The sequence below is a fragment of the Pseudomonas marginalis genome, from assembly GCF_008692035.1.
GTDB lineage: Bacteria > Pseudomonadota > Gammaproteobacteria > Pseudomonadales > Pseudomonadaceae > Aquipseudomonas > Aquipseudomonas marginalis.
Genome location: NZ_VTFG01000001.1, coordinates 3,199,770 through 3,222,795, shown reverse-complemented (window position 1 = coordinate 3,222,795; position 23,026 = coordinate 3,199,770). Strand labels below are relative to the sequence as shown.

The following is a 23,026-nucleotide window of genomic DNA, read 5'->3' as shown; positions in this document are numbered from 1 at the left end:
TACCCCTGAGACGGCGACTTTCCTGAACGCCGCGGATGTACACCAACCCGTGAGGTGTTTATGAGCGCGATCCCCAATGGCGCGGCGGCCCAACCGTTCGTCGCCCACTCCATACGCTTGACCCTCAATGGTCAGGACCGTCAACTCGACGTATTGCCCTGGACCACGTTGCTGGATTTGCTGCGCGAGCAACTGGACCTGGTCGGCAGCAAAAAAGGCTGCGACCACGGCCAATGCGGTGCGTGCACAGTATTGCGCGACGGTAAACGCATCAACGCCTGCCTGACCCTGGCGGTGATGTGCGACGGCGCCGAACTGACCACCATCGAAGGCCTGGCCGACGGCGACCGACTGCACCCGATGCAGCAAGCCTTTATCAAGCACGATGCCTTCCAGTGCGGTTACTGCACGCCGGGTCAGATTTGCTCCGCCGTTGGCCTGGTCAATGAAGGCCGTGCCCACGACAGTGCACAGATCCAGGAGCTGATGAGCGGCAACCTGTGCCGCTGCGGCGCCTACAGCAATATCCGCGATGCCATCGAAGAGGCTTTGCCGGCGTGCCGGGCCCAGGGAGGTGAGCGATGAATCCCTTCCAGTACAGCAAACCGGCGGATGTCCACGCAGCCGTGCACCTGAGCAGCGCCGCGTCGCGCTTTATTGCCGGGGGCACCAACCTGCTGGACTTGATGAAAGAAAACATCAGCCGCCCCGAGCACCTGATCGATATCACCGGCCTGCCGCTCAATGAGATTGAACAAACCGCCGAGGGCGGCCTGCGCATCGGCGCGCTGGTGAGCAATGCCGACCTGGCCTGGCACCCGCTGATCGAACAGCGTTACCCGTTGCTGTCCCAGGCGATCCTTGCCGGTGCTTCGCCGCAACTGCGCAATATGGCCAGCACCGGCGGCAACCTGTTGCAACGCACCCGGTGCTACTACTTCTATGACGCCAGCGTGCCCTGCAATAAGCGTGAACCCGGCAGCGGCTGCCCGGCGCGCACAGGCTTGAACCGTATCCATGCGATCCTTGGTGCCAGCGAACAGTGCGTGGCCACTCACCCGTCGGACATGTGCGTGGCCCTGGCGGCGCTGGAGGCGCGGGTGCATGTCGAAGGCCGAGGCGGCGCGCGGATTATCGAGTTTGCAGACTTCCACCGCCTGCCCGGTGATGCGCCGCAACGCGACAACCAACTGGCCGACGATGAGCTGATCACCGCCATCGAATTGCCCGCAGACCACCTGGCCCGTCACAGCCATTACCTGAAAATCCGCGACCGCGCGTCTTATGCGTTTGCCTTGGTGTCGGTGGCCGCCGCTCTCGAGTTGGACGGCGATCGAATCGTCGACGCGCGCCTGGTCCTCGGCGGCGTGGCCCATAAACCCTGGCGCGACCGTGCGGTGGAAGCCTCGCTGATCGGCCAGGCGGTCAGCCGCGAAACCTTCAGCAATGCCGCCGACGCGGTGCTGCAAGACGCCGAGCCGCTGGAACACAACGGCTTCAAGATCAAGCTGGCGCGCCGCGCAATCATCCGTGCCCTGAGCGACGCCGCCGTCGCAGGAGATCGCCCATGACCGCTATTGGCAAACCCCTGGACCGTGTCGACGGTCTGCTCAAGGTCACCGGCCAGGCGCGTTATGCCGGTGAGTTTCCCGAGGACGGCCTGCTCCACGGCAGTGTGGTGTCCAGCACCATCGCCAAGGGCCGTGTGCTGGCGATCGATGCGTCCAGGGCACTGGCCCTGCCGGGCGTGGTGGCGGTTATCCATCACCTCAACCGGCCGAAAATCGCCCGTTACGACGATGCCTTCCAGGATGACGATGCGGCGGACGGTTCACCGTTTCGCCCGCTGTATAACGACCGGGTGCTGTACAGCGGCCAACCCCTGGCCCTGGTGATCGCCGACAACCTGGAACTGGCGCGGCATGCCGGCTCGCTGGTAGCGATCGACTACGCACGGGAAGACTTCGAGACCGACCTGCTCGCCCAGCAGGAACAGGCCCATGCTTCACCGCAGGCGCCGCCCAAGCCGCGTGGCAACTTCCAGGCCGAGTGGGCCGCTGCCGCCGTCAGCCTCGACCTGCACTACAGCACCCCCATCGAACACCACAACCCCATGGAACCCCACGCCAGCACCGTGCTGTATCAGCCGGACGGCACCCTGCATATCCATGACAAGACCCAGGGCCCGCAGAACTGCCAGGCCTATGTGCAAGACGTGTTCGGCCTGGATAAAAGCCAGGTGCGGATCTTCGCCGCGTTCGTCGGTGGCGCGTTCGGCTCGGGCTTGCGCCCGCAGTATCAATTGCCGCTGGCGGTGATGGCGTCCCTGGCGCTCAAGCGCTCGGTGCGCGTCACCCTGACTCGCCAGCAGATGTTCACCTTCGGCTACCGCCCGCGCACCTTGCAGCGTTTGCAGATGGGCGCCGCCGCCAATGGTCGCCTGCTGGCATTGGGGCATACGGCGATTGGCCAGACCTCGCGCTTCGAAGACTTCAGCGAGCACGTGGTGGAGTGGAGCGGCATGCTCTATCACTGCGACAACGTGCAACTGACCTACAAACTGGTGCCGCTGGATGTATTCACGCCCCTGGACATGCGCGCGCCCGGCGCTGCCTTGGGCGTGATCGGCCTGGAGTGCGCCATGGACGAGTTGGCCAGCGCCTTGGGCATGGACCCGGTGCAACTGCGGCTGGTCAACTACGCCGAGCGCAACCAGAACGAAGACAAGCCCTGGTCGAGCAAGGCCCTGCGCGAGTGTTACAGCGAAGGTGCCGAGCGCTTCGGCTGGAGCCAGCGCAACCCGGAACCGCGCAGCATGCGCGACGGCTGCCAGTTGATCGGCTGGGGCATGGCCGGTGGCGTGTGGGAGGCCATGCAGATGAAGGCCAGCGCCAAGGCGCGCATCGACGCCGAGGGCAAGCTGACCGTCAGCAGTGCGACCACGGACATCGGCACCGGCACCTACACGGTGATGACCCAGATCGCGGCGCAGGCCAGTGGCGTGGCGGTTGAGGACGTGGTGTTCCTGCTCGGCGACTCTTCATTGCCCACCGCGCCGCTGCAAGGCGGCTCGTTCACCGTGTCGTCCGTCGGCACCGCCGTGCAGCAAGCCTGCGAAGCGTTGAGCGCGAGGCTGCTGACCATCGCCCGGCAGACTTACCCGGTGTTCAAGGATGCCGAGTCCGTGCGTTTTGAAGACGGCCAACTGCACACCGGCGATGTGAGTGTGTCGTTGGCACAACTGGTCAAGGACAGCGGTGAAGAGAGCGTGGAAGTCCAGGTCGACAGCGAGCCGGACAAGAAACGCGAGGGTTACGCCACCGCCACCCATTCGGCGGTGTTCGTCGAAGTGCGGGTGGATGAAGACTTGGGCACGATCAAGGTCAGCCGCGTGGTCAGCGCCATTGCGGCCGGGCGGGTGGTCAACCCGAAGATGGCCCGCAGCCAGATCCTCGGCGGGGTGGTGTGGGGCATCGGCATGGCCCTGCATGAAGAGACCCAGATCGACCATCAGTTGGGCCGCTACATGAACCACAGCCTGGCCGAGTACCACATCCCGGTAAATGCCGATATCGGCGAGATTGACGTGGTGTTTGTCGAGGAACATGACGAGATCGTCAACGCCCTTGGGTCCAAGGGCGTGGGAGAGATCGGCATTGTCGGGGTGGCGGCGGCGGTGGCGAATGCGGTCTACCATGCCACCGGCAAGCGGGTGCGAGAGTTTCCGATCACCCTGGATAAGGTGCTCTGACGCGGTCCAGCAAACACTGAAGGTCCAAATGTGGGAGGGAACAAGCCTCCTCCCACATTGGATCATGCCGCGGGCTTGATGCTTTCATCTATCGGCACATGCATACGATCCCGATTCGCCAGGGTCGGGAACAGTTTGATCCACACCCCGGTCACCACCAGCGTACCGATGCCGCCCATCACCACGGCCGGCACGGTGCCGAACCAATGGGCGGTAATCCCCGATTCGAACTCGCCCAATTGGTTGGAGGCGCCGATAAACAGACCATTGACCGCACTGACCCGCCCGCGCATTTCATCCGGCGTCTCCAACTGCACGAAGGACGCACGGATCACCATGCTGATCATGTCCGCCGCGCCCAGCACCACCAGCACCGCCAGGGAAAACCAGAACGAGGTGGACAGGCCGAAGGCGATGGTCGCCACGCCGAATACGCCGACGGCGGTGAACATCACCCGGCCCACCTGCCGATCTACCGAAAAGCGCGCCAGCCACAACGACATCAACAGCGCGCCCACCGCCGGCGCCGAGCGCAACAGGCCCAGGCCCCAGGCGCCAGTCAGCAGGATGTCCTTGGCGAATACCGGCAGCAACGCGGTGGCGCCGCCCAGCAGCACGGCGAACAGGTCGAGGGAAATCGCCCCGAGGATGTCCGGGCGGCTGCGGATAAAGCGGATGCCGGCCAGCAGTGAATCGAGGGTGGCCTTGCCTTTGTTGAGCGGGGTCTGGCGGGCGGGCAGGTTGAGGGTCAGTACACAGGCAATCAGGTACAGCGCCACCGTGGGCCCATACACCCAGACGCTGCCGAAGGCGTATAGCAAACCACCGAGCGCCGGGGCGACGATGGTTGCCAGTTGCTGGGCCGACTGCGACGAGGCCACCGCACGCGGGAACAGCGCACTGGGCACGATGCTTGGCAGCAGGGCCTGGGTGGTGGGCATTTCAAACGAGCGCGCGGCGCCGAGCAGGAAGGCGAGGATAAAGATCATCTCGCGGGTCACGTTGCCGGTGAGGCCGCCAATGGCCAGGGAAAGGGCAATCAGCGCCTGCACGGTCTGGCAGATGGCCGCGACTTTGCGTCGGTCATAGCGGTCGGCCACATGCCCGGTGTGCAGCATGAACAGCACGCGCGGCACGAACTCCACCAGGCCGACCAGCCCCAGGTCGAGCACGTTGCCGGTGAGTTGGTAGAGGTTCCAGCCAATGGCCACGGTAAGCATCTGGAAGCCGCTGGCGGTGAAGATCCGTGCCAGCCAGAACGCGATGAAAGGGCGGTGGTGACGTAACAGCAACGTGGGTTCACTGGGCATCGGAAATTCAGGTCAAGGCCGGAGGGAAGGGGCAGATTAGCATCAAGCTGTAACAATTAGTTGCGAGAAGAAGGCTGAGGCAAGCTGTCACGCGGCAAAAGACCACACAGGCCAGCCGCGAAAATGGGACTACTCTTTTCACTGTGATTGACCCAGATCAAAGTCATTTCAGAATTTGTTCTGGTGGCCGCAAGGCCCGATTCCCTGCGTGGCTGGTTAAAAAAAGAAACGAATTGAAATTCGCCAGACTCCATATCCGTGGGGGCAGTGGGTGCAGGCTCCCGCCAGCAGCCGGTATTACCTGACAGAGGAAGACTTATGTTCGGTTTGGAGGCGCTAGATCTCGCCCGAATTCAGTTCGCGTTCACCATCTCATTCCACATCCTGTTCCCGGCGATCACCATCGGCCTGGCCAGTTACCTCGCGGTACTGGAAGGCTTGTGGCTCAAGACCCATAACGATACCTACCGTGACCTCTACCATTTCTGGTCGAAGATCTTTGCCGTCAACTTCGGCATGGGCGTGGTCTCCGGTCTGGTCATGGCCTACCAGTTCGGCACCAACTGGAGCCGCTTCTCGGACTTCGCCGGCGCCGTCACCGGGCCGCTCCTGACGTACGAAGTGCTTACGGCCTTCTTCCTCGAAGCCGGTTTCCTCGGCGTGATGCTGTTCGGCTGGAACAAGGTGGGGCGCAAGCTGCACTTCTTCTCCACCGTGATGGTGGCCGTCGGTACGCTGATCTCGACCTTCTGGATCCTGGCGTCCAACAGCTGGATGCAGACGCCGCAAGGCTTTGAAATCATCGACGGCCGCGTGATTCCTACCGATTGGCTGGCGGTGATCTTCAACCCGTCGTTCCCTTACCGCCTGATGCACATGGCGACGGCGGCGTTCGTGGCCACCGCGTTCTTCGTCGGTTCCTCGGCGGCCTGGCACTTGCTGCGCGGCAAGGACAACCCGGCGATCCGCAAGATGTTGTCGATGGCGATGTGGATGGCCCTGATCGTGGCGCCTATCCAGGCGGTGATCGGCGACTTCCATGGCCTCAACACCCTCGAGCACCAGCCGGCGAAAATCGCCGCGATTGAAGGCCACTGGGAAAACAAAGGCAATGAGCCAACGCCGCTGATCCTGTTTGGCTGGCCGGACATGAAAGCGGAAAAAACCAAATACGCCGTGGAGATTCCGTACCTGGGCAGCCTGATCCTGACCCACTCCCTGGACAAACAGGTGCCGGCGCTCAAGGAATTCCCGCCGGAAGACCGGCCGAATTCGACCATCGTATTCTGGTCGTTCCGGGTCATGGTCGGCCTGGGGTTCTTGATGATCTTCACCGGCCTGTTCAGCCTCTGGCTGCGCCGGGGCGACAAGATGTACACGTCCAGGCCGTTCCTGTACCTGGCGCTGTGGATGGGGCCGTCCGGCCTGATCGCGATTCTCGCCGGTTGGTTCACCACCGAGATCGGCCGCCAGCCGTGGGTGGTCTACGGGTTGATGCGCACTGCGGATGCTTCTTCCGGGCATAGCCTGGCGCAGATGACGATCACCCTGGTGTTGTTCGTGGTGGTGTACTTCGCGCTGTTCGGCGCCGGCCTGGGCTACATGATGCGCCTGGTGCGCAAAGGCCCGGTGACCCACGAAGGCACGGAACCGACCCACGGTGGCCCTGGCCAGAAACGCACACCGGCCCGTCCGTTGTCCGCCGCCGATGATGGCAGCGATGACGACCACGCCCACATCCAGCACAAGGGGAATTGAGATGGGTATTGATCTTCCGCTGATCTGGGCCGTGATCATCATCTTCGGCATCATGATGTACGTGGTCATGGACGGCTTCGACCTGGGTATCGGCATTCTCTTCCCGTTTATTCCGGGCAAGACCGACCGTGACGTGATGATGAACACCGTGGCCCCGGTCTGGGACGGTAACGAAACCTGGCTGGTGCTGGGCGGCGCGGCGTTGTTCGGCGCGTTCCCGCTGGCCTATTCGGTGGTGTTGTCGGCGCTGTACCTGCCGCTGATCCTGATGCTGGTGGGGCTGATCTTTCGTGGCGTGGCCTTCGAGTTCCGCTTCAAGGCCAAGGACCACAAGCGTCACCTGTGGGACAAGGCGTTTATCGGCGGTTCGCTGGCGGCCACGTTCTTCCAGGGCGTCGCGCTGGGGGCGTTTATCGACGGGATCCCGGTGGTCAATCGCCAGTTTGCCGGCGGCTCGCTGGACTGGCTCACGCCGTTCACGATGTTCTGCGGCGTGGCGCTGATCGTGGCCTATGCATTGCTCGGCTGCACCTGGCTGATCATGAAAACCGAAGGCCCGTTGCAGGAGAAAATGCACAACCTGGCGCGGCCATTGGCCTTCGTGGTGCTGGCCGTGATCGGCATCGTGAGTCTCTGGACGCCACTGTCGCACCCGGAAATCGCCTCGCGCTGGTTCACCCTGCCGAACCTGTTCTGGTTCCTGCCGGTACCGATCCTGGTGCTGGTGACCATGTACGGGTTGATCCGCGCCGTGGCGCGGAATGCCCACTACACACCGTTCCTGCTGACGCTGGTGCTGATCTTCCTCGGCTACAGCGGCCTGGGGATCAGCCTGTGGCCGAACATCATCCCGCCATCCGTGTCGATCTGGGATGCCGCTGCGCCGCCCCAGAGCCAGGGCTTCATGCTGGTGGGCACCTTGTTCATCATCCCGTTCATCCTGGGCTACACCTTCTGGAGCTACTACGTGTTCCGCGGCAAGGTCACCCACGAAGACGGCTATCACTAGGAGGGTCGTTGCATGTCCGGCAAACCTACGTTGCACGAGATCGAACAGGCCGAGAAACAGCCGCTGTGGCGGCGCCTCGGCTGGCTGGCGATGATCTGGACCGGCAGTGTGCTGGCCCTGTTCGTGGTGGCCAGCCTGATGCGCATGTTCATGAATGCGGCCGGCCTGACCACCCACTGACATCCCGATCCGGGCTTCGCGCCCGGTTTTCAGCCCTGCTCTTCTTCTGGAAGGGCAGGGCTTTTTTTATTTGCGTGCTTTGAGAATCACGAACTTGGGCGTGGCAGCGACCTGCTCTACGCCACGGAACAAGCGCGCCAACTTGCTGTGATAACCCAGGTGACGGTTGCCGACGATATACAGCGCGCCGCCGACCACCAACGCCTCCCGCGCCTGCTGGAACATACGCCAGGCCAGGAAGTCGCCGACAACCTGCTGCTGGTGGAACGGCGGGTTGCACAGCACCACGTCGAGGGAGTCCGGCTCCTGGCCTGCGAGGCCGTCCCCGGCGCGTACTGTCACCTCCCGATCACCGAGGGCGGCTTGCCAGTTCTCAAGGGCCGATTGCACGGCCATATAGGACTCGTCCACCAAGGTGTACCGGGCGTCGGGGTTTTGCAGTGCGCTGGCAATCGCCAATACCCCGTTGCCGCAACCCAGGTCCGCCACGCGGGCACTGCCCAGGTTATCGGGCAGGTGCGGCAGGAAGGCGCGGGTGCCGATGTCCAGGCCTTCACGGCAGAACACGTTGGCATGGTTGAGCAGTTCGATAGCCGGCGCGTCCAGGGTGTAGCGCGTCGGGTAGGGCGAGACCGCCGTGGGGCGGTCGGCCAGTGTCGCGATCAGCAACCGCGCCTTCTTCACCGCCAGGGAGGCGTGCATCGGCCCGATATAGCGCTCCAGCAACTCACCGGCCGCCCGGGGCAGGTGCTTGACCATCGCTGCGGCAATCACTTCGGCGCCCGGCGCCAGTTGGCCTTGCAGGCGGATCAGTTGTTCTTCCAGCAATGCCAGGGTCTTGGGGACGCGGATCAGCACCCGGTCGAACGGCCCGCTGGGCACCTCGCTGGCGGGGATGAACGGCACGGCGTCAAAGGCCTTGCCATTGCGCACCAGGTTTTTATCCAGGCCCAGGGCGGCCAGGAACGAGTCGCCGCTGGAGGTCACCTGCACCCGGCCATCCAGGCTCGCAGCCAGGGCGCCGAAGCTGTCATTGAGCACCAGCACGCGGGTCGCAGCGCTCGGTTGCTGTTCAGCCAGGTAGCTGAGCAGGTACTCGTCGGCGGCGTCGAAGGCTTGCAGCGGATCGTTATGTTGCTCTGGCTGGCGGATCAGATCGAGCTGGGCGAAGGGGCTGTCGAGCAGGGGCATGGCGAGGGAGGCTCTGGGTCATCGATGGGTGTTCGGCAGTCGGCTGCGGAACCGTCTGAGTGAACAGCGGGCGGCACCCCGTGGGAACAGCCCAGCACTCAGAATGGGTCGTAAATGTTACTTTTTTTCCTAAGGGATTACATGCGGTGTTTCAACGCTGATTAAAACAACCCCGCTTTCGAGGCGCAGAGCACGGCAGCGATCTTGTTGTTGACTCCCAGCTTTTTGAAGCAACTGCAGATATGAAAGCCCACCGTACGCTCGGACAGGCACAGGATGGCGGCAATGTCCGCAGCGGTCTTGCCCATGGCTGACCACTTGAGGATTTCGGTTTCGCGCGGGGTCAATTTGTTTGCAGGGTTAATGCTGGGCTTGTGTGCGTAAGTCTTCGCGACTACCGCATGCATCGCATGGCACAGCCACAGGACCTGGCCGGCTTTTTCATAAAGCTCCTGCGGGGTCACTTCACCCGCACTGCGACCCAGGGTCAGCATGCTGAACACACCCTGGAAATCATGCACGGCTTGGGTCCATCCCAAATGCACACCAAAGGATCGGGCTAAAGACCACAGGTTGGGTGAGTCTTTAAAGATTTTTTCTTCCCAGACAAGGGGCAGTACACAACGTTTGCAATGTTCCACCACGGGGTCAGCGTCAAAGAAGTGGGCCTGATTATACAGTTTGTTCCATTCATCTGGATAGTTGTTGAGGCGAACAGGTTTCGTTTGGTTGTTAGGTAGTTGAGAGCTCATCGTGAAAGAACAGTATTGGAAGCCGAGTGCGTAGGTGTGGTTGACAGCCATCTCGAAAAGAGTCGTAACCTCGCTCTCGCCTTCCAGTTTGGGAAGTCGGGTATTGCGCCAGTTGACCATTGGTAACTCTCCATGGGTTTCCGCATGACATGGGATACGTCCTGAACTCCCACTGCACGGAAATTAGTGTAGGACATGAGCTACATCGCGAGATGAAATTTTCGCTCTTGCAGGGCAGCGTTTAAGAAACTTTCTCTAAGGTCGCGGCGGGCTTAGCTAAGGGGCTTAGTTGTTTTTTCGATTTTTTAGTCAGTTGAAGCACCTGTAGCAGCTCAACTTAGAGCGCGCTTGTAGCGCTGATAAAGGGGCTAATAGCAAATTGATCAGAGTTGATATTAGGTTGCCATTATTTTGTGCCTATATAATGCCACTACCAACCATAGGTGTTTCCGGGCTCGAGTTTGAGGGACACTAGGGCACCTGTAGAACGGAGTCCCCCATGACGGCCAGTGCTGAGAAATTTACCCGCCAAACCTTGCTCGATGTGCAATCCCTGACCCCCAGCCTGTTTACCCTGCGAACCACCCGTGACCCCGGGTTCCGGTTTACCGCCGGCCAGTTCGTGCGCCTGGGGGTCAGCAAGGCGGATGGCAGCACGGTATGGCGCGCGTATTCCGTGGTGTCCTCGCCGTTTGATGAATACTTGGACTTCTTCTCGATTGTTGTCCCAGGCGGCGAATTCACCAGTGAGCTCAGCCGATTGCGGGTGGGCGATACCTTGATGGTGGAGCGCCAGGCTACCGGGTTCCTGACCCTGAACCGTTTCGTCGATGGCCGGGACTTGTGGATGTTAGGCACCGGCACCGGGGTGGCACCGTTTTTGTCGATCCTGCAGGACTTCGAAGTCTGGGAGAAATTCGAGCGCATCATCCTGGTGTACAGCGCGCGGGAAGCCCGGGAGCTGGCGTACCAGTCGCTGATCAAGGGGTTGGGCGAGCGGGAGTACCTGGCAGAATATGCGCACAAACTGACCTACATCCCCATCGTGACCCGAGAGGATTATCCGGGGGCGTTGAGTGGGCGTATTACCACCTCGATCGAAAACGGAGAATTGGAGCGTGCTGCCGGCGTCGATCTGACCCCGGAACATTCCCGTGTGCTGATTTGCGGCAACCCGCAGATGGTGGATGACACTCGCCAGTTGCTCAAGCAGCGCGACATGCAACTGAGCCTTAGCCGCCGGCCAGGGCAGGTGGCAGTGGAAAACTACTGGTAATGAAAAGGCGCCTTAAGGAGGCGCCTTTTTTCCAAGCCGGTACGGGTTAAAGCGGCTTGTCGTTCTGTGCCTTGAGCAGGTCGCGAATCTCGCCCAGCAGCACTTCTTCCTTGCTCGGTGTCGGTGGCAGGCTAGGCGCCACGGCTTCTTCGCGCTTGAGGCGGTTGATGGCCTTGACGCCCATGAAGATCGCAAACGCGACGATCACAAAGTCGATCACGCTCTGGATGAACTTGCCGTACGCCAGCACCACGGCAGGCACATCGCCCTGTGCCGCCTTGAGCGTAATCGCCAGGTCACCAAAGTCCACGCCACCGATCAATAGACCAATGGGCGGCATCACTACGTCGCCTACAAACGAGGAAACAATTTTGCCGAAGGCGGCGCCGATGATGATACCGACGGCCATGTCGACCACATTACCTTTGACCGCGAAGGCCTTGAACTCACTGATCACGCCCATAGGTTATTCCTTGTTACAGATGAGAAGGGTGCCGCTCAGTGTAAATCAGTCGCAGCGGGCATGCCCGACACAACCGTTAACACTGTCAGTTTTTATCGACACATTAAATCGCAAATAGTTTGCAAAGTGCCACCAATCGCGCGCGAAATACCCGCTATTTCAGCGGCTTACCACATTATTTTCTTAATCGACCTGGTGGTGTTTTTCTATTTATCTTCTGACTCGTGGGTCACTAGCCTCTGGCAAGCACAACTGAATGTGCATTAAAAAAACCAGAGGAAACCTTGATGAAGAATCCAATGAATCGCGGCCCGGTATTGGCGCGTCATGTGCTGGTACTGGCGACCGCCAGCCTGCTTTCCCTCTCCGTACAAGCCGCCAACCTGACCCGTGACAACGGTGCCGCCGTCGGCGACAACCAGAACTCGCAAACCGCCGGCGCCAACGGCCCGGTGCTGCTGCAGGACGTGCAACTGATCCAGAAACTGCAGCGCTTCGACCGTGAACGCATCCCTGAGCGCGTGGTGCATGCCCGCGGTACCGGCGCCCATGGCACCTTCACCGTCACCGATAACCTCAGTGACCTGACCAAGGCCAAGGTCTTCGCTGCTGGCGAAACGACCCCGGTGTTCGTGCGCTTCTCGGCCGTGGTGCACGGCAATCATTCCCCGGAAACCCTGCGTGACCCGCGCGGCTTCGCCACCAAGTTCTATACCGCCGATGGCAACTGGGACCTGGTGGGTAACAACTTCCCGACGTTCTTTATCCGCGATGCCATCAAGTTCCCCGACATGGTCCACGCCTTCAAGCCGGACCCGCGCACCAACCTGGATGATGACTCCCGTCGCTTCGACTTCTTCTCCCATGTTCCCGAGGCCACTCGCACACTTACCGAGTTGTATTCCGACTCCGGTACTCCGGCCAGTTATCGGGAAATGGACGGCAATGGCGTACATGCCTACAAGTTGATCAACGCCAAGGGTGAAGTGCATTACGTCAAGTTCCACTGGAAGAGTCTGCAAGGCATCAAGAATCTCGATCCCAAGCAAGTTACCGAAGTGCAGGGGCGTGACTACAGCCATATGACCAATGACTTGGTCACCCATATCAACAAGGGCGACTTCCCCAAGTGGGACCTGTATGTGCAGGTACTCAAGCCGGAAGACTTGGCCAAGTTTGATTTCGACCCGCTGGACGCCACCAAGATCTGGCCGAATGTGCCCGAACGCAAAGTCGGGCAGATGGTACTGAACCGCAACCCGGCGAATGTCTTCCAGGAAACCGAACAAGTGGCCATGGCTCCGGCCAACCTGGTACCGGGCATCGAGCCGTCAGAGGACCGCCTGCTGCAAGGCCGGGTGTTCTCGTATGCCGACACGCAGATGTATCGCCTGGGCGCCAATGCCCTGCAACTGCCGATCAACGCCCCTCGGGTCACCGTCAACAACGGTAACCAGGACGGCGCGCTGAACTTCGGCAAGACCACCAGCGGCGTGAACTACCAGCCAAGCCGCCTGGAAAACCGTGAAGAGCCGCAAACCGCGCGCTATAGCCAGACGGCGCTGTCGGGCAGTACCCAGCAGGCGAAGATCCAGCGTGAGCAGAACTTCAAGCAGGCCGGTGATCTGTATCGCTCCTACAGCCCGAAAGAACGCCAGGACTTGATCGACAATTTCGGCGGCTCCCTGGCCACTACCGATGACGAGAGCAAGCACATCATCCTGTCGTTCCTCTACAAGGCCGATCCGGAATACGGCACCGGCGTGGCCAAGGTCGCCAAGGGTGATCTGGCACGCGTGAAGGCGCTGGCCGAAAAACTCACTGACTGACGTTGGTTTCGGTCGACGCCCCTCCCGGGCGTCGACCTCTGGCAGGAGAGCACCCATGCGTATTTCTATCGGTTTACTGATGACCATGCTGGCCTTTGTCGCCCATGCCGAGTCGCCCGACCCGGTCGCGCTCAAGGCGCAGCTCCAGGACTATTACTTCGACGCCGCCCGCCGTGGCGACCTCGACATGCTCAACACCTTCATCGACGCCGGCTTCCCCCTCAACACCCAGGACGACAAGGGCTACACCGCGCTGATCCTCGCCGCCTACCACGGCGAAAGCGCTTATGTGGAGCGTTTGCTCGCCGCCGGTGCCGACGCCTGTGTGCAGGACAAACGCGGCAACACCGCGTTGATGGGCGCGATCTTCAAGGGTGAGTTGAACATTGCCCAGCGCCTGCTGGCCACCGACTGCAACCCCGACCAACGTAATGGCGCCGGTCAGACGGCCGCCATGTACGCCGGCCTGTTCAAGCGCCTCGAGTTGCTCGACGAACTCAAGGCCAAGGGCGCCGATCTCAACGCCCAAGACCCGGTCGGCAACAGTGCTTCACGATTGGCCAGCGGTGAAATCCGGACCCCGGCGTCGCGCTGAGCTATCATCGCGGTTTTTCGGTTGGAGGTTCTCAAATGGCAAAGGCCAAGCGCATGTACGGCTGCACGGAGTGCGGCGCGACCTTTCCCAAGTGGGCCGGCCAATGCACCGAGTGTGGTGCGTGGAATACCCTGACCGAGACCATGATCGAAAGCGGCGGCGCCTCGGCCCCCACCGGTCGCGCCGGCTGGACCGGGCAGCAGGCGCAGATCAAGACCCTGGCGGAAGTCAGCGTTGAAGAGATCCCGCGTTTCTCGACGGCCTCCGGTGAGCTGGATCGGGTCCTGGGAGGCGGCCTGGTGGATGGTTCGGTGGTGTTGATCGGCGGCGACCCCGGCATCGGCAAGTCGACGATCCTGCTGCAAACCCTGTGCAGCATCGCCAGCCGCATGCCGGCGCTGTACGTCACCGGCGAAGAATCCCAGCAACAGGTGGCCATGCGCGCCCGCCGCCTGGGCCTGCCCCAGGACCAACTGCGGGTCATGACCGAAACCTGCATCGAAAGCATCATCGCCACGGCCCGGATCGAAAAGCCCAAGGTCATGGTGATCGACTCGATCCAGACGATTTTCACCGAGCAGCTGCAATCGGCGCCGGGCGGCGTGTCCCAGGTGCGCGAAAGTGCCGCGTTGCTGGTGCGCTACGCCAAGCAGAGCGGCACGGCGATCTTCCTGGTCGGCCATGTGACCAAAGAAGGCGCGCTGGCCGGGCCACGGGTGCTGGAGCATATGGTCGATACCGTGCTGTATTTCGAAGGCGAGTCCGATGGCCGCTTGCGTTTGCTGCGGGCGGTGAAGAACCGCTTCGGCGCGGTGAACGAACTGGGTGTGTTCGCCATGACCGACCGGGGGCTGAAGGAAGTCTCCAATCCCTCGGCGATTTTCCTGACCCGTGCCCAGGAAGAAGTCCCTGGCAGCGTGGTCATGGCGACGTGGGAAGGCACCCGGCCGATGCTGGTGGAAGTCCAGGCGCTGGTGGATGACAGCCATCTGGCCAACCCACGCCGCGTCACGCTGGGCCTGGATCAAAACCGCCTGGCGATGCTGTTGGCGGTGCTGCACCGTCATGGGGGGATCCCGACCCACGACCAGGACGTGTTCCTCAACGTGGTCGGCGGGGTCAAGGTGCTGGAAACCGCGTCCGACCTGGCGTTGATGGCGGCGGTGATGTCCAGCCTGCGTAACCGGCCATTGCCCCACGACCTGCTGGTATTCGGTGAAGTGGGGCTGTCCGGCGAAGTGCGCCCGGTGCCGAGCGGTCAGGAACGCTTGAAGGAGGCGGCCAAGCACGGCTTCAAACGCGCGATCGTGCCCAAGGGCAATGCGCCGAAGGAAATGCCGCCAGGATTGCAGGTAATTGGGGTCACGCGCCTGGAACAGGCGTTGGATGCACTTTTCGAATAACTCAGGGATGGACGCCATGCAACGATCGAATCGCTGGGGTGTAGTCGCCCTGTTTGTCGCCTTGGCCGGCTTGCCCGCCATGGCCTGGGCTGAGCTGCCAACGGGCTATCGCCTGGCGCAAACGCTGGTGACGCCAGACGGCAGTGTGCTGCAGGTGCTCGAAGACCAGCGCATCAGCCCCCAACTGCACAAGGACAGTTGGGGCAGTGGGCTGGATGAAGACTCGTTCGACGAGCCCGGCGATTTGGTCGACAACCCGCTGCTCGAAGCCCAGGTGCGGTGGGTATCGGCCTCGGGCGAGGTGATAGCCCACGAAGACCTCGGCTACCCGTTGGCCGAGGTCGAGAAAGCCCCGCTCAAAGGGCTGCCCGAACCTGTGTATTTTTTGACCATCGACCAGACCGCCCCCATGGGCAGCTACAGCGGGCCTGCCACGCAGCTGTTGCTGCCTGGCAAGCAGCAACTCAAACCGCTGGGTTACCAGGGCGCCGACGGCAAAGTCCAGGTGCTGACCCTGGCTCATACCGGCAAGGCTGCGTGGACGATCGCAACGCCAGCCAGTGGCGGCGCGGATGAACTGCTGCAGGTGTCGTCATTTATGGACGGCGACGGTGAGGATGACTTTGCCACCCGTTATCAGACTTATCGGTTTGTCGACGGGCAGTGGCGCGGCGCCTCAAGTCAGAAGAAGGGCTACTGGGACACGGAAAGCGAATTTCCCGCACGTACCGCGTTCCCCTGAACCATCACACTTCCAGCAACGCCGCCAGCTCCCGATCCAGTTCTTCCTGATCGCCTAGGTTCAGCTCGATCAGCCGCCGCAAGTGGCTGATCGAGTCCAGGTCGATGTATTGGCATACGAAACCCAACTGGCCAGGATCCTCGTGGGTCAGCTTCACCTGCATCTTTATATGGGCCTTTGGATCCAGACGAATATCGACGTCAAAGGGCAGCGCCTTATTTCCCTTCCACTCTTCAGGCCGTTGCACCAACAGGCCCTTGAGCGACAAATCCACCAATTGCACCGGCCATTCGTTGCCGTTTTGCCGAAGTTCGGTCTTGGCATCAAAGGCGATCCGGCGAAAACGACGGCGATCAGACGCTTGCTCGGTCATGGTGAAACCCTCTGTGGATAAAAGGATTGTAGCCCTGCGCCATCATCGGGTGGTTTTTTCTGCTTTTTTTGCCTCTGCAAGGCTCTAGACCAACGTAGGGGGGTGGCCTTTAAGGCCAGTAGCGCTAAACTCCGGATGGCTGTCCTTTCTGTCCACCCTGGCTGGAATATAAAAATGAAAAATAATAATAGCCTGCTACGCCACCTACCCTGGCTGGTGCTGGCAATCGTAGGAGCGTGCGCCCTGGGCGTAGTAGCCCTGCGCCGAGGCGAGGCGATCAACGCCTTGTGGATCGTGGTCGCTGCCGTGGCCATCTATCTGGTTGCTTATCGCTACTACAGCCTGTTCATCGCTAATAATGTGATGCAACTCGATCCACGGCGGGCCACCCCCGCAGTGCTCAACAATGACGGTCTGGACTATGTGCCGACCAACAAACACATCCTTTTCGGTCACCACTTTGCGGCGATTGCCGGTGCAGGTCCCCTGGTCGGCCCGGTACTGGCGGCGCAAATGGGCTACCTGCCCGGCACGCTCTGGCTGATTGCCGGCGTGGTGCTGGCCGGTGCGGTGCAGGACTTCATGGTCCTGTTCCTGTCCACCCGTCGTAATGGCCGTTCCCTGGGCGACATGGTTCGCGAAGAGATGGGGCGTATCCCGGGGACCATCGCGCTGTTCGGCTGCTTCCTGATCATGATCATCATCCTCGCGGTGCTGGCGCTGATCGTGGTCAAGGCCCTGGCCGAGAGCCCATGGGGCATCTTCACGGTGATGGCGACCATCCCGATTGCGATGTTCATGGGCATCTACATGCGCTACATCCGCCCGGGCCGTATCGGTGAAATCTCCATCATCGGCGTGCTGTTGCTGCTCGGTTCGATCTGGCTGGGCGGGCAGATCGCCGCTGATCCGGTCTGGGCCAAGGCCTTCACCTTCACCGGGATCCAGATCACCTGGATGCTGATCGGCTACGGTTTCGTGGCGGCGGTACTGCCGGTGTGGCTGATCCTCGCGCCACGTGACTACCTTTCTACCTTCTTGAAGATCGGCACCATCATCGCCCTGGCGATCGGCATCCTGGTGACCATGCCCGACCTGAAAATGCCGGCGCTGACCCAGTTCATCGACGGTACCGGCCCGGTATGGAAGGGCGGCCTGTTCCCGTTCCTGTTCATCACCATTGCCTGTGGTGCGGTCTCGGGCTTCCACGCGCTGATTTCCTCGGGCACCACGCCCAAGCTGCTGGCCAATGAAAGCCACGCCCGTTACATCGGTTACGGCGGCATGCTGATGGAGTCCTTCGTGGCGATCATGGCGATGGTTGCCGCTTCGGTGATCGAGCCAGGCGTTTACTTCGCCATGAACAGCCCGGCGGCAATCGTCGGCACCGACGTGGTGACCGTGGCACAAACCGTCAGCAGCTGGGGTTTTGCAATTACCCCCGAGGCGCTGTCGGCGGTGGCCCATGACATCGGTGAAACCACCATCCTCGCGCGTGCCGGTGGTGCGCCGACGTTGGCGGTGGGTATCGCGCAGATCCTGCACAGTGTGCTGCCGGGTGAAAACACCATGGCGTTCTGGTACCACTTTGCGATCCTGTTCGAAGCGCTGTTTATCCTGACTGCCGTCGATGCGGGCACCCGTGCCGGTCGCTTCATGCTTCAGGACCTGCTTGGCTCCTTCGTACCGGCGCTCAAGCGCACCGAGTCCTGGACCGCCAACCTGATCGCGACCGCCGGTTGCGTCGCCATGTGGGGTTACCTGCTGTACCAGGGCGTGATCGACCCGCTGGGCGGCATCAACACCTTGTGGCCGCTGTTCGGTATCTCCAACCAGATGCTGGCCGGTATCGCGCTGATGCTCGCCACCGTTGTGCTGATCAAAATGAAGCGCCAGCGCTACATCTGGGTGACCATGCTGCCGGCGGTCTGGCTGCTGATCTGCACCACCACCGCGGGCTTCATCAAGCTGTTCGACGCCAACCCGGCGATCGGCTTCCTGTCGCTGGCGAAGAAGTACAGTGATGCCCTGGCAAACGGCCAGATCCTGGCTCCGGCCAAGAGCGTGGACCAGATGCAGCACGTGATCTGGAATGCCTACACCAACGCAACGCTGACTGTGCTGTTCCTGTTCGTGGTGTTCAGCATCCTGTTCTATGCGCTCAAGGTCGGCGTCGCCGCCTGGGGCAACAAAGAGCGTACGGATAAAGAAGCCCCGTTCCAGGCAGTACCGGACGCCTAACCGAGGATTGCAAGCATGTTCAATGACATCAGTCGCCTCGGTAAATACCTCGGTCAGGCCGCGCGCCTGATGGTCGGCATGCCCGACTACGACACGTACGTCGAGCATATGCAAACCAAGCACCCGGACAAGCCGATGATGGACTACAAGGCGTTCTTCCGGGAACGCCAGGAGGCCCGTTACGGCGGCAAGGGTGGGCCCAAGTGCTGTTGATTTAACGCAATGCCCTGTGGGAGGGGGCTTGCCCCCGATAGCGGTGTGTCAGTGACAGATCAGTGCCTGACACACTGCTATCGGGGGCAAGCCCCCTCCCACATTTGTTTCTGTGTTCCTTTAAGGAGAATTTCTTTTGTCCTCTCCCATTCCAGTCACCGTTCTTAGCGGCTTTCTCGGCGCGGGCAAGACCACCTTGCTGCGCCATCTGCTCAAGGCCGAGCACGGGCTGAAAATTGCCGTGATCGAAAACGAATTCAGCGATGCCGGTATCGACACCCAATTGCTGGGCGAAGAACCGGTGCAAGTCATGACCCTGTCCAACGGCTGCGTGTGCTGCACCATCCACACCGACCTGACCAAGGCCCTGTATTTGTTGCTGGAGCGCCTGGACAGCGGTGAGATCGCCTTCGACCGCCTGGTGATCGAGTGCACCGGCCTGGCCGACCCGGCGCCGGTGGCCCAGGCCTTTTTCATTGATGAGGAGCTGCGCGAACGCTACATCCTCGACGGCATCATCACCCTGGTGGACGCCGCCCACGCCGAGCATCACCTGACCCAGACCATCGCCCAGGCGCAGATCGGTTTCGCCGACCGGCTGCTGGTGAGCAAGCGTGACCTGGTGGACGATGCTGCCTTCGAGGCACTCAGTGAACGCCTCACACGCATCAACCGCCGCGCGCCGATTCGCGTGGTCGAGCACGGCAAGATTGATCTGGCCGAACTGCTCGATGTGCGCGGCTTCAACCTTAATGCGGGCATGAGTCTGCGCCCGGTGAGCAAGGCGCCGTCCATCGACCGTATTTCCAGCCTGGTGCTGCGCACCGACCAGCCGCTGGATATCGACCGTCTCAGTGAGTTCATGAACGAACTGCTGGAAGACCATGGCAAGCAGCTGCTGCGCTACAAGGGCGTACTCAATATTGCCGGCGAAGACCGTCGCATGGTGTTCCAGGGCGTGCTCAAGCTCTATGGTTTCGACTGGGATACCGAATGGGCCGAGGGTGAGGCGCGGGAGAGTGTGATCGTGTTTATTGCCGATGAATTGCCCGAAGACAAAATCCGCGAAGGCTTTGCCAAGGTCTACCAACCTTGACGTGTAATGCAGTCAAATGTGGGAGGGGGCTTGCCCCGGTACAAACCGGGGACATCGTTTACATTTCTAACCGGGGACATGGTTTACAGGCTAATACGCATGATCAGGAGGTAACTGATCATGCCCTGGAACCAAGAGTCCCCCATGAATCAAAGAATCAAGCTGGTAGCTGATTGGCTTTCTGGCAACTTCACTAAAAGCCAGTTGGCACGCCGCTTTGACGTTAGCCGACCTACCGTCGATAAGTGGATTACCCGGCACGACGGCGATTTGAGGTCTTTATCCGAACTGTCCCGGCGACCTCACAACAGCCCAAATAAAACCGACGACGAGATTTTGGCCCGTGTAGTCGCGATGAAGGAGGCTCACGATAAATGGGGGCCGAAAAAGCTTCTCGAGCTATTACGGCTGGAAGATCCCTCCGTCACCTGGCCCTCTCCAAGTACGGCCGGTCAATGGCTTGACCGACTTGGGCTCGTCAAAAAGCGGCGCTTCAAACGCCGACACAGCATTTCCCACGCACAAATGCGAAAGGCCGACGAACCTAACAAGACGTGGTGTGCTGACTACAAAGGGCAGTTCAAGATGCTTAATGCTCAGATGTGCTTCCCTTTGACCGTCACAGACCATGCGTCGCGGCTGATTTTAGCGTGCAGGGCCCATCCCAAGATCATGACCCAGCCTGTAAAACAGGCCTTTGAGAGGCTTTTTCAGGAGTACGGCATGCCGGAAGTTATCCGTTCGGACAACGGGGTACCGTTCGCCTCTCCTGGCCTGGCAAGAATATCCACACTGGCAGTTTGGTGGATTCGGCTGGGTATTTATCCCGAGCGAACCATGCCGGGAAGGCCCGCCCAGAATGGTCGCCATGAACGAATGCACCGTAGCTTGAAACTTGAGTTGCCCTTAGGGAAAAACTTAGTCGAGCAGCAGCTTTTGCTGGAGCATTTCAGGCATGAGTTTAATTACGTACGCCCTCACGAAGCGCTCGGCATGAAAAGTCCGGGAGACTTGTATGTGCCGTCCACCCGAATTTATCCAGGGTGCTTGCCCGATGTGGAATATCCGGCAGAAATGAAAGTTCGAAGCGTCAGGCAGGACGGATCGATCAAGTGGAACGGCAAGTTGGTATTTATCAGCGAGGCGCTGTCCGGGGAAAGGATAGGGCTCAAAGAAGCTGAAGATGATGCTTGGGATTTGTACCTGTGTGATTATCCCTTGGGGAGGCTTGGACGAGGTATGACCCGCGTCCAGGCCTCAAATGTGTAAACGATGTCCCCGGTTTCAGATGTAAACGATGTCTACGGTTCTACACCCCGATGGCGGTGGGTCAGTAAACCTATATGTGACTGACACACTGCTATCGGGGGCAAGCCCCCTCCCACAGTTGATCTCATTTCAAGTTGGAGACCAGGCATAAAAAAGCCCGGCTCAAGAGCCGGGCTTCTTAGTCAAGCAACTGCAATCAAGCGCCGTATACCGGCAGCTTCTTGCAGATGGCCTTGACCTTCTCACGTACCGCGTCGATCACGGCTTCGTTGTTCAGGTCCGCCAGGATGTCGCAGATCCAGCCGGCCAGTTCCTTGCACTCTGCTTCCTTGAAGCCACGAGTGGTCACAGCCGGGGTGCCGAAGCGCAGGCCGGAAGTCACGAACGGCGAACGCGGGTCGTTCGGCACGGAGTTTTTGTTCACGGTGATGAAGGCTTTGCCCAGGGCAGCGTCAGCATCTTTACCGGAAATGTCCTGCTTGATCAGGGACAGCAGGAACAGGTGGTTTTCAGTACCGCCGGACACCACGTCAAAACCGCGCTCGATGAACACGCCGGCCATGGCCTGGGCGTTTTTCACCACTTGTTGCTGGTAGGTCTTGAACTCAGGTTGCAGGGCTTCCTTGAAGCAGATCGCCTTGGCGGCGATCACGTGCTCCAGTGGGCCGCCCTGGGCGCCCGGGAATACGGCGGAGTTCAGCTTTTTCTCGATCTCGGCGTTGGCGCGCGCCAGGATCAGGCCGCCACGTGGACCGCGCAGGGTCTTGTGGGTGGTGGTGGTCACCACGTCAGCGAAAGGCACAGGGTTCGGGTAGACGCCAGCGGCGACCAGACCGGCTACGTGAGCCATGTCGACGAACAGGTAGGCGCCCACCTTGTCGGCGATGGCGCGGAAGCGTGGGAAGTCGAGGATCTGCGAGTAGGCAGAGAAACCGGCCACGATCATTTTTGGCTTGTGCTCGACCGCCAGGCGCTCGACTTCGTCGTAGTCGATCAGGCCGTTGGCATCGATACCGTACTGAACGGCGTTGTACAGCTTGCCGGAGGAGGAAACGCTGGCGCCGTGGGTCAGGTGACCACCGTGGGCCAGGCTCATGCCCAGGATGGTGTCGCCGCCCTGCAGCAGGGCCAGGTACACGGCGCTGTTGGCTTGGGAGCCGGCGTGCGGCTGGACGTTGGCGTAATCGGCGCCGAACAGTTCTTTTGCACGGTCGATGGCCAGTTGCTCAACCACGTCGACGTACTCGCAGCCACCGTAGTAGCGCTTGCCTGGGTAGCCTTCGGCGTACTTGTTGGTCAGAACCGAACCTTGAGCCTCCATCACCGCAGGGCTGGTGTAGTTTTCCGAAGCGATCAGCTCAATGTGCTCTTCCTGGCGCACGGCTTCTTGCTCCATGGCGGCGAAGAGATCGGCGTCGTACTTGGCAATAGTCAAATCACGGCTGAACATGGCGGTCCTCAAGGATCGGGGGCAGAAAAGGAGGGCATTCTAACCCAATGGGTTTTAGATGGCATATGAAAGGACATCATGTCGCGGACAAGCGGGGCTCATCTCGGGATGGGCGGTGACTGTGC

Annotated in this window: 21 protein-coding genes; 15 read left to right on the top strand and 6 right to left on the bottom strand. The window is 60.8% G+C overall.

Translation table 11 applies throughout. From position 1 onward, the window contains the following. Window positions 1–60: 60 nt before the first annotated feature. The 3 genes from FX984_RS15015 to FX984_RS15005 are packed head-to-tail and all read left to right on the top strand — an operon-like array spanning window position 61 to window position 3,751. On the top strand, window positions 61–585 hold the full coding sequence (locus tag FX984_RS15015) for a (2Fe-2S)-binding protein (RefSeq protein ID WP_146477843.1): 525 nt from the start codon (window positions 61–63) through the stop codon (window positions 583–585). Further along, on the top strand, window positions 582–1,571 hold the full coding sequence (locus FX984_RS15010; protein ID WP_146477845.1) for an FAD binding domain-containing protein: 990 nt from the start codon (window positions 582–584) through the stop codon (window positions 1,569–1,571). Before FX984_RS15015 ends, FX984_RS15010 begins: the two co-directional genes overlap by 4 nt. Further along, on the top strand, window positions 1,568–3,751 hold the full coding sequence (locus FX984_RS15005; protein ID WP_027605304.1) for a xanthine dehydrogenase family protein molybdopterin-binding subunit: 2,184 nt from the start codon (window positions 1,568–1,570) through the stop codon (window positions 3,749–3,751). The genes FX984_RS15010 and FX984_RS15005 overlap by 4 nt, the downstream gene beginning before the upstream one ends. A gap of 62 nt (window positions 3,752–3,813) precedes the next feature. Here FX984_RS15005 and FX984_RS15000 read toward each other — a convergent pair whose 3' ends face one another. Then, a complete protein-coding gene (locus FX984_RS15000) occupies window positions 3,814–5,061 on the bottom strand; it encodes an MFS transporter (protein ID WP_027605305.1) in 1,248 nt (415 codons plus the stop codon). A 318-nt stretch (window positions 5,062–5,379) separates the two neighbouring features. Here FX984_RS15000 and FX984_RS14995 point away from each other — a divergent pair, with 318 nt between their 5' ends. From FX984_RS14995 to FX984_RS14985, 3 genes are read left to right on the top strand one after another with little or no spacing between them, the layout of a single operon-like run. Then, complete coding sequence (locus FX984_RS14995; protein ID WP_027605306.1) at window positions 5,380–6,819, top strand: cytochrome ubiquinol oxidase subunit I; 1,440 nt, start codon at window positions 5,380–5,382, stop codon at window positions 6,817–6,819. Between the two features lies 1 nt (window position 6,820). Further along, complete coding sequence (gene cydB / locus FX984_RS14990) at window positions 6,821–7,828, top strand: cytochrome d ubiquinol oxidase subunit II (protein ID WP_027605307.1); 1,008 nt, start codon at window positions 6,821–6,823, stop codon at window positions 7,826–7,828. A gap of 12 nt (window positions 7,829–7,840) precedes the next feature. Further along, entirely contained in the window at window positions 7,841–8,008 is a 168-nt protein-coding gene (locus FX984_RS14985; RefSeq protein ID WP_010562540.1) for a DUF2474 domain-containing protein, read from the top strand. A gap of 66 nt (window positions 8,009–8,074) precedes the next feature. Here FX984_RS14985 and FX984_RS14980 read toward each other — a convergent pair whose 3' ends face one another. Then, window positions 8,075–9,199, bottom strand: a complete 1,125-nt coding sequence (locus tag FX984_RS14980) for a methyltransferase (RefSeq protein ID WP_146477848.1) — start codon at window positions 9,197–9,199, stop codon at window positions 8,075–8,077. 161 nt (window positions 9,200–9,360) lie between these two features. Beyond that, window positions 9,361–10,071, bottom strand: coding sequence for a helix-turn-helix transcriptional regulator (locus tag FX984_RS14975; protein WP_027605309.1), 711 nt, complete (start codon window positions 10,069–10,071; stop codon window positions 9,361–9,363). A 379-nt stretch (window positions 10,072–10,450) separates the two neighbouring features. Here FX984_RS14975 and FX984_RS14970 point away from each other — a divergent pair, with 379 nt between their 5' ends. Beyond that, window positions 10,451–11,227, top strand: a complete 777-nt coding sequence (locus FX984_RS14970; RefSeq protein WP_027605310.1) for a ferredoxin--NADP reductase — start codon at window positions 10,451–10,453, stop codon at window positions 11,225–11,227. 46 nt (window positions 11,228–11,273) lie between these two features. Here FX984_RS14970 and mscL read toward each other — a convergent pair whose 3' ends face one another. Beyond that, window positions 11,274–11,690, bottom strand: a complete 417-nt coding sequence (gene mscL / locus FX984_RS14965; RefSeq protein WP_053137928.1) for a large-conductance mechanosensitive channel protein MscL — start codon at window positions 11,688–11,690, stop codon at window positions 11,274–11,276. Between the two features lie 287 nt (window positions 11,691–11,977). Between mscL and katB the strand changes: the two genes are divergently transcribed. From katB to FX984_RS14945, 4 genes are read left to right on the top strand one after another with little or no spacing between them, the layout of a single operon-like run. Continuing rightward, window positions 11,978–13,519 carry a catalase KatB gene (katB, locus tag FX984_RS14960; protein WP_027605312.1) on the top strand — a complete coding sequence of 514 codons (1,542 nt, stop codon included), beginning with the start codon at window positions 11,978–11,980 and terminating at the stop codon, window positions 13,517–13,519. 55 nt (window positions 13,520–13,574) lie between these two features. Continuing rightward, the gene (locus FX984_RS14955) at window positions 13,575–14,114 is read left to right on the top strand and encodes an ankyrin repeat domain-containing protein (protein WP_027605313.1); all 540 of its coding nucleotides are present in this window, start codon (window positions 13,575–13,577) and stop codon (window positions 14,112–14,114) included. Window positions 14,115–14,149: 35 nt separating this feature from the next. Next, window positions 14,150–15,517, top strand: a complete 1,368-nt coding sequence (radA, locus tag FX984_RS14950; protein WP_024077502.1) for a DNA repair protein RadA — start codon at window positions 14,150–14,152, stop codon at window positions 15,515–15,517. A 16-nt stretch (window positions 15,518–15,533) separates the two neighbouring features. Further along, entirely contained in the window at window positions 15,534–16,259 is a 726-nt protein-coding gene (locus FX984_RS14945; protein WP_146477850.1) for a hypothetical protein, read from the top strand. A gap of 4 nt (window positions 16,260–16,263) precedes the next feature. On the opposite strand, the gene FX984_RS14940 is transcribed toward FX984_RS14945, so the two are convergent. Further along, window positions 16,264–16,632: a PilZ domain-containing protein gene (locus FX984_RS14940; protein WP_027605315.1), complete on the bottom strand. Its 369-nt coding sequence runs from the start codon at window positions 16,630–16,632 to the stop codon at window positions 16,264–16,266. A gap of 174 nt (window positions 16,633–16,806) precedes the next feature. Between FX984_RS14940 and FX984_RS14935 the strand changes: the two genes are divergently transcribed. From FX984_RS14935 to FX984_RS14920, 4 genes are all read left to right on the top strand, one after another. Further along, on the top strand, window positions 16,807–18,873 hold the full coding sequence (locus FX984_RS14935; RefSeq protein ID WP_027605316.1) for a carbon starvation CstA family protein: 2,067 nt from the start codon (window positions 16,807–16,809) through the stop codon (window positions 18,871–18,873). 15 nt (window positions 18,874–18,888) lie between these two features. Then, window positions 18,889–19,086: a YbdD/YjiX family protein gene (locus FX984_RS14930; RefSeq protein WP_003176208.1), complete on the top strand. Its 198-nt coding sequence runs from the start codon at window positions 18,889–18,891 to the stop codon at window positions 19,084–19,086. A gap of 136 nt (window positions 19,087–19,222) precedes the next feature. Then, on the top strand, window positions 19,223–20,182 hold the full coding sequence (yjiA, locus tag FX984_RS14925) for a GTPase (protein WP_146477852.1): 960 nt from the start codon (window positions 19,223–19,225) through the stop codon (window positions 20,180–20,182). A 120-nt stretch (window positions 20,183–20,302) separates the two neighbouring features. After that, a complete protein-coding gene (locus FX984_RS14920) occupies window positions 20,303–21,451 on the top strand; it encodes an integrase core domain-containing protein (protein WP_146478394.1) in 1,149 nt (382 codons plus the stop codon). A gap of 196 nt (window positions 21,452–21,647) precedes the next feature. On the opposite strand, the gene glyA is transcribed toward FX984_RS14920, so the two are convergent. Further along, on the bottom strand, window positions 21,648–22,901 hold the full coding sequence (gene glyA, locus FX984_RS14915) for a serine hydroxymethyltransferase (protein ID WP_027605318.1): 1,254 nt from the start codon (window positions 22,899–22,901) through the stop codon (window positions 21,648–21,650). Window positions 22,902–23,026 lie beyond the last annotated feature (125 nt).

What these genes read in the sequence shown, in the direction of transcription:
- FX984_RS15015 (WP_146477843.1), top strand. Translation starts at nt 61, where the DNA reads ATGAGCGCGATCCCCAATGGCGCGGCGGCCCAACCGTTCGTCGCCCAC.
- FX984_RS15010 (WP_146477845.1), top strand. Translation starts at nt 582, where the DNA reads ATGAATCCCTTCCAGTACAGCAAACCGGCGGATGTCCACGCAGCCGTG.
- FX984_RS15005 (WP_027605304.1), top strand. Translation starts at nt 1,568, where the DNA reads ATGACCGCTATTGGCAAACCCCTGGACCGTGTCGACGGTCTGCTCAAG.
- FX984_RS15000 (WP_027605305.1), bottom strand. Translation starts at nt 5,061, where the DNA reads ATGCCCAGTGAACCCACGTTGCTGTTACGTCACCACCGCCCTTTCATC.
- FX984_RS14995 (WP_027605306.1), top strand. Translation starts at nt 5,380, where the DNA reads ATGTTCGGTTTGGAGGCGCTAGATCTCGCCCGAATTCAGTTCGCGTTC.
- cydB (WP_027605307.1), top strand. Translation starts at nt 6,821, where the DNA reads ATGGGTATTGATCTTCCGCTGATCTGGGCCGTGATCATCATCTTCGGC.
- FX984_RS14985 (WP_010562540.1), top strand. Translation starts at nt 7,841, where the DNA reads ATGTCCGGCAAACCTACGTTGCACGAGATCGAACAGGCCGAGAAACAG.
- FX984_RS14980 (WP_146477848.1), bottom strand. Translation starts at nt 9,199, where the DNA reads ATGCCCCTGCTCGACAGCCCCTTCGCCCAGCTCGATCTGATCCGCCAG.
- FX984_RS14975 (WP_027605309.1), bottom strand. Translation starts at nt 10,071, where the DNA reads ATGGTCAACTGGCGCAATACCCGACTTCCCAAACTGGAAGGCGAGAGC.
- FX984_RS14970 (WP_027605310.1), top strand. Translation starts at nt 10,451, where the DNA reads ATGACGGCCAGTGCTGAGAAATTTACCCGCCAAACCTTGCTCGATGTG.
- mscL (WP_053137928.1), bottom strand. Translation starts at nt 11,690, where the DNA reads ATGGGCGTGATCAGTGAGTTCAAGGCCTTCGCGGTCAAAGGTAATGTG.
- katB (WP_027605312.1), top strand. Translation starts at nt 11,978, where the DNA reads ATGAAGAATCCAATGAATCGCGGCCCGGTATTGGCGCGTCATGTGCTG.
- FX984_RS14955 (WP_027605313.1), top strand. Translation starts at nt 13,575, where the DNA reads ATGCGTATTTCTATCGGTTTACTGATGACCATGCTGGCCTTTGTCGCC.
- radA (WP_024077502.1), top strand. Translation starts at nt 14,150, where the DNA reads ATGGCAAAGGCCAAGCGCATGTACGGCTGCACGGAGTGCGGCGCGACC.
- FX984_RS14945 (WP_146477850.1), top strand. Translation starts at nt 15,534, where the DNA reads ATGCAACGATCGAATCGCTGGGGTGTAGTCGCCCTGTTTGTCGCCTTG.
- FX984_RS14940 (WP_027605315.1), bottom strand. Translation starts at nt 16,632, where the DNA reads ATGACCGAGCAAGCGTCTGATCGCCGTCGTTTTCGCCGGATCGCCTTT.
- FX984_RS14935 (WP_027605316.1), top strand. Translation starts at nt 16,807, where the DNA reads ATGAAAAATAATAATAGCCTGCTACGCCACCTACCCTGGCTGGTGCTG.
- FX984_RS14930 (WP_003176208.1), top strand. Translation starts at nt 18,889, where the DNA reads ATGTTCAATGACATCAGTCGCCTCGGTAAATACCTCGGTCAGGCCGCG.
- FX984_RS14920 (WP_146478394.1), top strand. Translation starts at nt 20,303, where the DNA reads ATGCCCTGGAACCAAGAGTCCCCCATGAATCAAAGAATCAAGCTGGTA.
- glyA (WP_027605318.1), bottom strand. Translation starts at nt 22,901, where the DNA reads ATGTTCAGCCGTGATTTGACTATTGCCAAGTACGACGCCGATCTCTTC.